Source organism: Acidimicrobiales bacterium, assembly GCA_035531755.1.
Classification (GTDB): Bacteria; Actinomycetota; Acidimicrobiia; order Acidimicrobiales; family UBA8190; genus DATKSK01.
In genome coordinates, this window is sequence record DATKSK010000058.1 from 1 (window position 1) to 9837 (window position 9837).

Genomic DNA, 9837 nt, shown 5'->3' on the forward strand with positions numbered 1-9837 from the left:
GGGGACGAACTCGGGCATCACGAAGTCGCGCCGCAGCCAGTTGGCGCCATCGACCACCAGGGTGTGCCCGGTCACGAAGGCGGCGTAGGGCGAGCACAGCCACGTGGCCGCCCAGCCGAGCTCGTGCAGCCGTCCGAGACGCCCCGCCGGCGAGCGCCGGGCATCCACATCCGCGCCCGTGGTCCGCAGGGCCTGCAGATCGGCGCGCATGTCCTCGTGGGGGAACAGTCCCGGCGCCAGGGCATTGACACGGATGCCGTGCGGTGCCCACTCGACGGCGAGCGTCTTGGTGAGGTTGCCGACGCCGGCCTTGGCGGCGGCGGTGTGGACCATGCCGGGCCCGCCCGTGAACGACTGGGTAGCGAGGATGTTGCAGATCGCACCGGGCTCCCCCGCCGCGCGGGCGCGGCGGAACAGCTCCTGGGAGCAGAAGAAAGTGCCGTCGAGGACGATCTGCGACACGGCGCGCCAGCCGTTCGGACTGAGGTCCTCGGAGGGGACGGGAAAATTGGCGGCGGCGTTGTTGACGAGCACCCGCACCGGTCCGAGTGCGGCCTCGAGCGCGTCGAACGCAGCGGTGATGTCCTCGGCGCGACGGATGTCGGCAGCGGCGTGCGCGGCGCGCCCCCCCAGCGCCTCGACGGCCTCGACGCCGGCGAGGCGGTGCCCCTCGTCGCGCGACAGGATGCCCACGGCGGCGCCGAGGCGCGCGAACTCCACGGCGATGGCCTTGCCGAGACCGGTCCCTCCCCCGGTGACGACCACGGCCGTCCCCTCGAAGGTGTCGGCGGGCAGCATGGGCCGCTCAGCGGGCGGCGGTTCGGGGAGCGGCATGGCGGTACCGGCCTTCTTCTTGCGCTCGTTGCGAACTACGTGCGGTTTGCTACTTGCCTCGAACTACTTGCCTTCGAAAACGACCGGTTGCTTCTTGGCTTTCGCCGCGTAGCCGGCGGGCATGTCGTCGGACACGAACTCGATCGCCGCGCTCATGGCCTCGAAGCGCATGGCCTCGTTGAGGCCGCGGTAGGTAAAGCCGTCGATGGTGCGCTTGATGCTCTGCACCGCCAGCGGCGCGTTGGCGGCGATCTCCTCGGCGATGCCCATGGCGGTGGGGAGCAGGTCGTCGGTGCTCGTCACCTGCTGGACGACGCCGATGCGCTCCGCCGTGCGAGCGTCGAGCCGGCGACCGGTGAAAGCGAGCAGCTTCGCCCATCCCGCCCCGGCCTCATGGGCGAGACGCAGGTCCCCACCGCCGTCGATGCCCACGCCCACCTGCGCCTCGGGGAGGGCGAAGACGGCGTCCTCGGCGGCGATGCGGATGTCGGACATGAGGACGAGCTCAAACCCGAAGCCGAGGCAGTAGCCCTGGACGGCGGCGACCACGGGTTGGGGCAGCTCGGCGAAGACCTTGAAGCGCTCGTGGGCCCACCGGATCCCCTCGAAGTAATTGCGCGCTTTCTCGGCCGGTGAGCGCCCCGTGACGCGGTCCTCGGGCATGCCCAGGTCGATCCCTGCGCAGAAGGCCCGGCCCTCACCACGGAGAACGACGACGCGCACCCGCTCGTCGAAGCGGATCTGGTCGGCGCGGGCTCCCAGCTGCCGGGTGGACTCCCAGCTCCAGGCGTTGAGCTTGTCAGGGCGGTTGAGGGTGAGCACGGCGACGTGCCCCTTCACCTCGAGGTCGAGATGCCACTCGTCCTCGGCGACGACGGGCGAGGTCCTGAACATGGGTGCTCCGATCGACCGGGTGGGCTCGTGTTCACCGGCAATGCCGGCAGGTGCGCTGGCGACCGGGCTCGGTCGGGCTCGACCCGGCTCGGTCGGGCTCGGTCGGGCTCGGTCGGGCCTGACGCCGCGTCAGTATTCCATGGGCCATCTCAGCCCGCCCCGGAGTTGAGTCCCCTCGCCGCAGGCCGCTCGACTTCCCTCGTCTCGCCGCGATTAGGTCTCTGCGTTCCCTGCGATCCTGCGTTCCCTGCGATCCTGCGTTCCCTGCGATCCTGCGTTCCCTGCGATCCTGCGTTCCCTGCGATCCTGCGTTCCCTCAGTCTCTCGGCGATTCGATACGCCTCTCTCTGGCTCCCTCGGTCTCGCGGCGATTTGCATCGCTGCGCTTCGCTGTCGCTTCGATCCCAATCCCCTGGCCGTGGCCGGGAGCACTTAGATAGGATTTACTATCTAAGTGCCGGTCACGGGATCGGCACTTCGAGGTCGGAGAAGGAGAGCGGGTGTCACGGACCCAAGAGGAGCGCAAGGCCGACACCCGGGCTCGCCTGCTCGACGCAGCCGCTTCCCTGTTCGCCGAACGCGGCTTCGACGCCGTGTCGGTGGATGCCGTGGCGGAGGCCGCGGGCAGGACGTCGGGCGCGGTGTACGCCCACTTCGGCTCGAAGCAGGGTCTGCTCCTGGCCCTCCTCGACGAGTGGGCCCACTCCCTCGTGACGGTCATCGCCGCCGAATTCGCACTGGCCGCCACCGTGGAGGACCGCCTCCGGGCCGTTGCCGCCAACGTGATCACGAACCCGACCGAACAGACCCGACGGCTCCGGCTGCTCGAGCACGAACTCTGGCTGCGCGCCGCCCGGGACCCCGAGGTCGCCGAAGCGATGCAGGCCCGGTCTCGCGAGGCGCACGAATGGTTGGCGCGGGGATTCGCCGCCTGGATCGACGACGGGCTCATCGAACCGGTGGCCCCGCCCGACACGTTGGCGACGGTCTTCAGGGCGTTGGTGATCGGCATGGAGGTCCAGCAGACCATCGATCCCGACGCCGCGAACCCCGACGATGTCGCCACCACGCTCGGCACCGTGCTCGGCCTCGGCCCGCTCGCGACGGGTACGCCGACACACCGTCGCACCACGCGCCGGGAACCCGTCCGAACAGGCACGGGAAAGCGGGGCCAGGCCTGAGCCCCCGAGAACGACCCGCGAACCTCCCCGACGCCCGGTCCCGACGCCCAGTCCTGACCACACCCAGTCCTGACCACACCCAGTAACCACACCCAGCAACCACACCCGAAAGAACAAGGAGACACCGTGCACACCGAGATCTGCGACCGGCTCGGCATCGAGTTCCCGATCTTCGCCTTCACCCACTGCCGTGACGTCGTGGCGGCCGTGTCCAATGCCGGCGGCTTCGGCGTGCTCGGTGCCATCGGGTTCTCGCCCGAGGAGCTCGAGATCGAGCTCCAGTGGCTCGACGAGCACGTCGGCGACAACCCCTACGGCGTCGACATCGTCATCCCCGGAAAGTACGAGGGCATGGGCGAGATGGACCCCGTGAAGCTCGAGGCCCAGCTGCAGTCGATGGTGCCCGCGGACCACCGGCGCTTCGCCCGCCGCCTGCTGGCCGAGCACAACGTGCCCGAGCCCCCCGAGGACCAGCGCCGGAGCGGGATGATGGGCTGGACCGAGGCGACCGGCAAGCCCCTGCTGGCCGCGGCGCTGCGCCACGACAAGGTGAAGCTGATCGCCAACGCGCTCGGCACGCCCCCGGCCGACGTCATCGAACAGGTGAAGGCGTCGGGCCGGCTCATCGGCGCGCTGGCGGGCTCGGTGAAGCACGCCATTGGGCACAAGGCCGCCGGCCTCGACTTCATCGTGTGCCAGGGCACCGAGGGCGGTGGCCACACCGGCGACGTCGGGTCGCTCGTCTTGTGGCCCGAGGTCATCGACGCCGTGGCGCCCCTCCCGGTGCTCGCAGCCGGCGGTGTCGGCAGCGGTCGCCAGATCGCCGCCGCGCTGGCGATGGGGGCCCAGGGCGTGTGGTCCGGCACGTTGTGGCTGACGGTCGAGGAGGCCGACACGCCGCCGGGACAGATGAAGAGCTACCTCCAGGCGACCAGCCGCGACACCGTGCGGTCGAAGTCGTTCACCGGCAAGCCCTGCCGCATGCTCAAGAACGACTGGACCGACGCATGGGACCAGCCGGACACGCCCGACCCGCTGCCGATGCCGTTGCAGATGCTCGTCGCCATCGAGGCCGTGGGCGCCACCCGACGCCACCCCGAAGAGTCCAAGGACGTGGCGTTCAACCCATGCGGGCAGGTGATCGGCCGCGCCACCAAGGTGCGCAAGGTGCGCGACGTGATCTACGACCTCGTGGAGGAGTACGCCGAGGCCGTCGATCGACTCTCGCAGACCGCCAAGGTCGAGGTCTGAGCCCGGGTCGTCGTGCTATCCCGGCGGCCGCCGTCGCTGCGGCGGCCCGTCGGGAACGCTGAAGAACATCATCTGGGTGCCGTAGGCGACGAGCCCGCGCGCGGTTCCCACAGCTCGATCTCCACCGACGCGTAGCCGTCGCCGGCATGGCGCGCCCGGTTGTGCGCCAGCAACGACTCCGACCGCGCGGGCCGAGGACGTGCACCGTGATGTCGGCGCTGGGCCGAACCACCCGGGCTGGCCCCCTCCCCTGCGCTCCCCCACCGCGCCCGGCATGGTGTCGCACAACACGACGAAGGCGAGAGGGTTCCACGTGCCGCCGTCGACGAGAGGCGACTCGTCGATGCGGTGCCAATTCACGCGGTCGGATTCACCCGGTCGGATTCACCCGGTCGGATCCCGTGGGTCCCACTCGTCCCAGGGCGCGTGCCCGGTGCCGACACGGGACTCCAAGCGTTCCCACAACGATGCGGGAGCAACGCCCACCACGCCGTCCGGCAACGGGTCGCGAAACGACGGGCACCGATGCGGCGACGGCGCCTCGGGCGGTGCGAGGTCGGTGACCTCGAATCCCACCCAGGGCCGCCGAACAGCGCACTCGGCTGGCTCGGCCCCGTGCTCAACCTGCCCCGCAGTGCGTCGGCCCGCGCCGAGGGGCCGTGCCGCCTGAGGGGGTGCACGGTCCGGGCCTTCCGCCGGCAATTTCCGGCTGCGGGCGCGGGCCTGGCCGGCGCCGGCGCCGGCGGGGAGGCCGACTGAGCCCGGGCCGGCACTTGGTGACCCAGGAGACCTCGACCCGCGATCGCCCGGTGACCCGCCCTGGCCGCCATGCACGGCGGTGGGCGCGCCAGGGCGGAGACGCCCACCGTCCCGGGGGGCTCTTCGGTGGCGGGCCCGTCCGGTGGGCACCCGCGCCGGCGCTCACCCTCCGCTCGCCGCTCTCTCCTCGGGACCCGGTGACTCCCCGCCGCCGTCCTGGAGCCGCCGGGCCGTCGGTTCCGGCAGCCTGGCGATCGACGGGGCCCAGGCGACGGACCTGGCGCGTCCCGTCTGTTTGGCGACATAGAGGGCCTCGTCGGCACGCCGCAGGAGGAGTGATGGGTTGTCCTCCTCCGTGGACCAGGTGGCGGCACCGAAGCTCACGGTGATCGGTTCGTGGCCCTCGACCGGATGCACCATGCTGCCGATGCGCGCCAGGGCCGGGCCGACGTCGTCGTCACCGGTCTCGGGGAGCAGCAGGGCGAACTCGTCCCCGCCGAGGCGTCCCACGAGGTCCGTCTCGCGCGCCGCGGCCCGGAGGGAGTCGGCCAGGTCGCGCAGGGCGTCGTCGCCGCAATGGTGGCCGTTGGTGTCGTTGAGCGCCTTCAGGTCGTCGACGTCCGCCATGACGAGGCTGAGGGACCGCCCGTACCGCTTGGCGCGCTCCACCTCCTCGGCCAGGCGTTGCTGGAACGCCCGGTGGGTGAGGCAGCCGGTCAACCCGTCGTGGTCGGCGAGCTGGCGCAGCTGTTGGTAGAGGTTCCGACGGTTGACGGAGCCCGAGAGGCTCAGGGCGCCGACGATGACCATGGCCGTCACCATGACCACCGTCCGGGACTGGTCGAGGTGGGCCGTCGTCAGCCCGACCACCGCCGCGGTCACCGATGCGGCCGCGCCGGCTGCGGCCGTACCGATCGGCGAGTAGGCGAGCCCGGCGAACAGGACGGGCAGGACCAGCAAATCGAACAGGGGGCTGCGGGTGCCGCCGTCGAGCCAGGCGACGACACCGATGACCGAGATGCACCCGCCCGTCCACACGGCGAAGAAGACGGATTGCCATCTGGTGTGGACGGACTGGAGTCCCGCCCACCACAGCAACGTGAGTGTGGCGACCATCGTCGCCGCCACAGTCGTCACCAACACGACACGATGGGGCCCGCCGGGCGTGGCGACGAAGTAGCCGAGGACGACGGCGGCGCCCGCAGCCCACAGCAGGACGCCGACGTGGATGTGGATGCGCCAGAACGCCGCGTCAGGCGCGTCGTCGCCGCGCCACGACTCACGCCCTCTCGAGCTCAATAGCGGTCCTTTCCCTGGGCCCAGCATGTGCCGTCGACCCCGCCGAGAGCAGGGTCGAAAGTCCCGGTGCCGGCGCTACCTGGCCCATGTGGGCGCGACCTTCACCGGGGGGGCCTCGGGTCGGGGGGGCCTCGGGTCGGGGGGGCCTCGGGTCGGGGGGGCCTCGGGGGGGGCCTCGGGTCGGGGGGGGCCTCGGGTCGGGGGGGCCTCGGGTCGGGGGGGCCTCGGGTCGGGGGGGGCCTCGGGTCGGGGGGCGAGTGTTCAGGCGTTGGTCGCCGTCGCCATCAGCGTCCGGACCAGCTCCACCGCCTCGCGTGGGGCCTTGTCCGGCGACCCGGCGTCGTACGGGGGCTGCGGGTCGTACTCGATCCCCAGCTGGATGGCCTGGGCCACGAATTCCCCGCCGATCCTGGCTGCCAGAACGAGCGCCATGTCGATCCCGGCGGAGACGCCCGCGGCGGTGATGATCTTGCCCCGCTCCACCACACGACTCGCCACCGGTCGCGCACCGAAGCCGGCGAGGCTCTCCAGCTCCGTCCAGTGCGTGGTGGCGTCGAGCCCTTCCAGGATCCCGGCGGCCCCCAGCACCAACGAGCCGGTGCACACCGAGGTGGTCCACATCGTCGTGGCGTGCGTCGCCCGGACCCAGTCGACGACCCGGTCGTCGTCCACCAGTCGCCTCGTGCCGATCCCCCCCGGCACGACGAGGACGTCGGCCGCGGGCGCGTCGTCGATACTGCCGTCGACGACCAGCCCGAGCACACCGTTGTCGGTGCGCACGGTCCCGGGCCCGGGGCCGACGAACGTGAAGGTTGCACCCGGGAGCCGGGAGAGGACCTCGTAGGGACCGACGGCGTCGAGGGCAGTGACCCCGTCGAAGACCAGGCACACGATCTGCATGGGAACGATCCTTTTCCTAGGCCGTGGCAAAGCCACGGCTGAACTTCCGGCGGTACTCGGCCGGTGGCACGTGAACGACCCTCTGAAAGACTCGGTACATCGTCTCGACGGTCCCGAACCCGCACGCCCTGGCGATACCGGGGATCGATCGGTCGCTGTCCTCGAGCCATCGGCGGGCCGCCTCGACGCGGAGGCGCTCCACGTAGTTGGCCGGCGTATCCCCCACCTCGGCCCGGAACGCCCGCGAGAAGGTGCGCACGCTCATCCCGACCCGCTCGGCCATGGCCGCCACCGACAGGTCGGCGGCCAGATGGTCGGCCAACCACCCTTGCAACGCCGCCAGTGCCGGACGCGCCGCCAGCTGGTCGCGTAGATGGCCTGAGAATTGCGACTGCCCACCCGGGCGCTTCAGGAACATGACGAGCCGGCGCGCGACCTCGAGCGAGACCGTCTGGCCATGGTCGGTCCCGACGAGCGCCAGCGCCAGGTCCATCCCCGACGTGACCCCGGCCGACGTGGCCACGTCCCCGTGGTCGACGTAGATGGGATCGGGGTCGACGTCGAGGGCGGGGTACTCGTCGGCCAACCGCTCGCACCATGCCCAGTGCGTGGTCACCTGCCGACCGTCCAAGAGGCCCGCCTCGGCGAGGAGGAACGCGCCGGTGCACACCGACACCACACGCCGGGACCGCGTGGCCGTGCGGCCGATCCAGTCGACGAGGGGGCGATCCGCCAGGACCTCGGCCGTCCCGAGCCCCCCGGCCACCAAGAGGGTGTCGACCGGGCCCCGGACCGACCCCAGCTCGCGCGTCTGCATGACGATGCCCGAGGAGGAGGGCACCAGGCCGCCCCCGCTCGCCACCAGCTCCACCCGGTACCCCGACCCCGACGGCAGCAGCCGGGTGGCAGCCGAGAAGACCTCGAGGGGGCCCGTGGCGTCCAGTGCCTGGAAGCCCGGGAACACCACAGCCACGACCCGGCGGAAGCTCACCCCGTCATTGTGAAGAGTGCATCCATTGGCTGCAATGCCACATATTTGACGATCTCAGCCATCCCGGGCCATCCCGGGCCATCCCGGGCCATCACGGGCCGGCCCGGTGCGGTGCCCGGCGCTCCGGAGCCGTACCGGTGGGGCGTGGAGGTGGTGGGCGCCACGGGCCGCGCACCGGTGGTCGCTGGTTGGCGGAGGCAGGGGCAGGCGCTCGTAGGATTGCGGTCGTGCAGCACGCCGTCCTCACGCGCTACCGGGTCATGGCCTACGCCACCGCCGTCCTGCTGATCGTCCTGGTGTTCGTGGCCATCCCGATCCAGGCCGCGGGCCACCCCGCCATGGCCAAGATCGTGGGCACCATGCATGGGTTCCTGTACTGCATCTACCTCTTCACGGCGTTCGAGCTCACCCGCCGCCTGCACGTCCCGATCGGCCGGACGCTTCTCGTGCTCCTTGCCGGGACGGTCCCGTTCGGCGCGATCGTGGCAGAGCGACGATTGACGACGCTCTACTCGCAGCAGGAGCGCCGCGCCACTCGGTCTGCTGCTGACACATCGGACGCCGGAGCGGCGGACGCGATCGCACCCCCTGCGGGTGCACCGGATGCGGGTGCACCGGCCAAGAGCGCGCCGGGCGCGACCCCGCCTGCTGCGGGAACTGCGTCCCAGGAGAGCTAGCGGGCCGTGTCAACGCGCCGAGCGTCCGCGCCGCCCCGAGGTTCGGAGCGCCGGTGGTTCACAGGGCGGGCGGTCGTCGCCCACATCGCCCTCCTGGTCTGGGTCCCCGGATGCATCGTGGCCTGCTGGTGGCAGGTGGGGGTCGCCCGCTCGGGTGACTCCCTCGGGTGGGTCTATGCGGTCATGTGGCCGTGCTTCGCGGTGTTCGCGAGCGTCTTCTGGTGGCATTTCGTCCATGACGACCCAGCCACGCTCGGCCGACGCGGCACGCACCGGCTCCAGCAGGCTGCGGAGGACACGGTCGACCCTCACGAACAAGAGCTCCGGGAACTGGCTCTCGCCGCAGCCGAGGCCGAAGACCCCGAGCTCGCCGCCTACAACGCCTACTTGGCCTCACTTGCCCGCCCCACGCCTCCCGGCAGGCGCAATTCCTCCTGACGCCCATCGACCGACCGATTGCGGGCGGACCGGGGCCTCAGGGCGACGGAGTGAGGCGCACCAACGCGATGGGGCGGGATGTGCGCGCTTGGTAGCCGTCGTAGCGGGCGTGGTTGTTGGCATTCACGATGCGCCAAAGCCGTTCGTACTCGGCATCACCGCGCTCGACCACTACAGCAGTGGCGCGGAGGGTGCGCCTCGCCACCTGGAGGCCGACGTCGCGATTGCCTCGCACGTTGGCGAGCCATCCGGGCGCCGTGTCGCTGCCACCGTTGGACGCCACGACGACGTAGTCACCGCTGTCGACGGCATAGACGAGGGCGGAGGTGCGAGGTAACCCGGTTTTGCGCCCGGTCGTCCGGAGCAACAGGGTGGGCACCCCGATCAGCCGGTGTCCGATGCGACCTCCGGTCGCCTCGTAGAGGCGTTGATGGACTACCAGGAACGCAGCCTGGGCCGCGTCGAGGGCGCTCATGCAGTGAGCGTACCGGTCAGCCCTGGGCCTGGGTCAGCCCTGGGCCTGGGTCAGCCCTGGGCCTGGGTCAGCCCTGGGCCTGGGTCAGCCCTGGGCCTGGGTCAGCCCTGGGCCTGGGTCAGCCCTGGGCCTGGGTCA

At 71.3% G+C, this 9837-nt stretch carries 10 protein-coding genes; 4 read left to right on the plus strand and 6 right to left on the minus strand.

Going from position 1 to position 9837, the window contains the following annotated elements; translation table 11 throughout:
* The coding region (locus VMV22_12045) for an SDR family oxidoreductase (protein ID HUY23056.1) at positions 1–798 on the minus strand (798 nt) is incomplete at its 3' end.
* Positions 799–897: 99 nt separating this feature from the next.
* A complete protein-coding gene (locus tag VMV22_12050; GenBank protein ID HUY23057.1) occupies positions 898–1728 on the minus strand; it encodes an enoyl-CoA hydratase/isomerase family protein in 831 nt (276 codons plus the stop codon).
* Positions 1729–2228: 500 nt separating this feature from the next.
* On the opposite strand from VMV22_12050, the gene VMV22_12055 reads away from it, so the two are divergent.
* Positions 2229–2909 carry a TetR/AcrR family transcriptional regulator gene (locus VMV22_12055; GenBank protein ID HUY23058.1) on the plus strand — a complete coding sequence of 227 codons (681 nt, stop codon included), beginning with the start codon at positions 2229–2231 and terminating at the stop codon, positions 2907–2909.
* A 126-nt stretch (positions 2910–3035) separates the two neighbouring features.
* Positions 3036–4160, plus strand: coding sequence for a nitronate monooxygenase family protein (locus VMV22_12060; GenBank protein HUY23059.1), 1125 nt, complete (start codon positions 3036–3038; stop codon positions 4158–4160).
* A gap of 921 nt (positions 4161–5081) precedes the next feature.
* Here the strand turns inward: VMV22_12060 and VMV22_12065 are convergent.
* From VMV22_12065 to VMV22_12075, 3 genes are all read right to left on the minus strand, one after another.
* Positions 5082–6218 carry a GGDEF domain-containing protein gene (locus tag VMV22_12065; GenBank protein HUY23060.1) on the minus strand — a complete coding sequence of 379 codons (1137 nt, stop codon included), beginning with the start codon at positions 6216–6218 and terminating at the stop codon, positions 5082–5084.
* A gap of 261 nt (positions 6219–6479) precedes the next feature.
* Entirely contained in the window at positions 6480–7118 is a 639-nt protein-coding gene (locus VMV22_12070) for a DJ-1/PfpI family protein (protein ID HUY23061.1), read from the minus strand.
* Positions 7119–7134: 16 nt separating this feature from the next.
* Positions 7135–8109, minus strand: coding sequence for a GlxA family transcriptional regulator (locus tag VMV22_12075; protein HUY23062.1), 975 nt, complete (start codon positions 8107–8109; stop codon positions 7135–7137).
* Positions 8110–8336: 227 nt separating this feature from the next.
* Here VMV22_12075 and VMV22_12080 point away from each other — a divergent pair, with 227 nt between their 5' ends.
* Positions 8337–8786 (plus strand): DUF3817 domain-containing protein, encoded by a 450-nt coding sequence (locus VMV22_12080; protein HUY23063.1) that lies wholly within the window; start codon positions 8337–8339, stop codon positions 8784–8786.
* A gap of 6 nt (positions 8787–8792) precedes the next feature.
* Complete coding sequence (locus VMV22_12085) at positions 8793–9224, plus strand: hypothetical protein (protein ID HUY23064.1); 432 nt, start codon at positions 8793–8795, stop codon at positions 9222–9224.
* Between the two features lie 37 nt (positions 9225–9261).
* Here VMV22_12085 and VMV22_12090 read toward each other — a convergent pair whose 3' ends face one another.
* Positions 9262–9699 carry a nitroreductase family deazaflavin-dependent oxidoreductase gene (locus VMV22_12090; protein HUY23065.1) on the minus strand — a complete coding sequence of 146 codons (438 nt, stop codon included), beginning with the start codon at positions 9697–9699 and terminating at the stop codon, positions 9262–9264.
* Positions 9700–9837 lie beyond the last annotated feature (138 nt).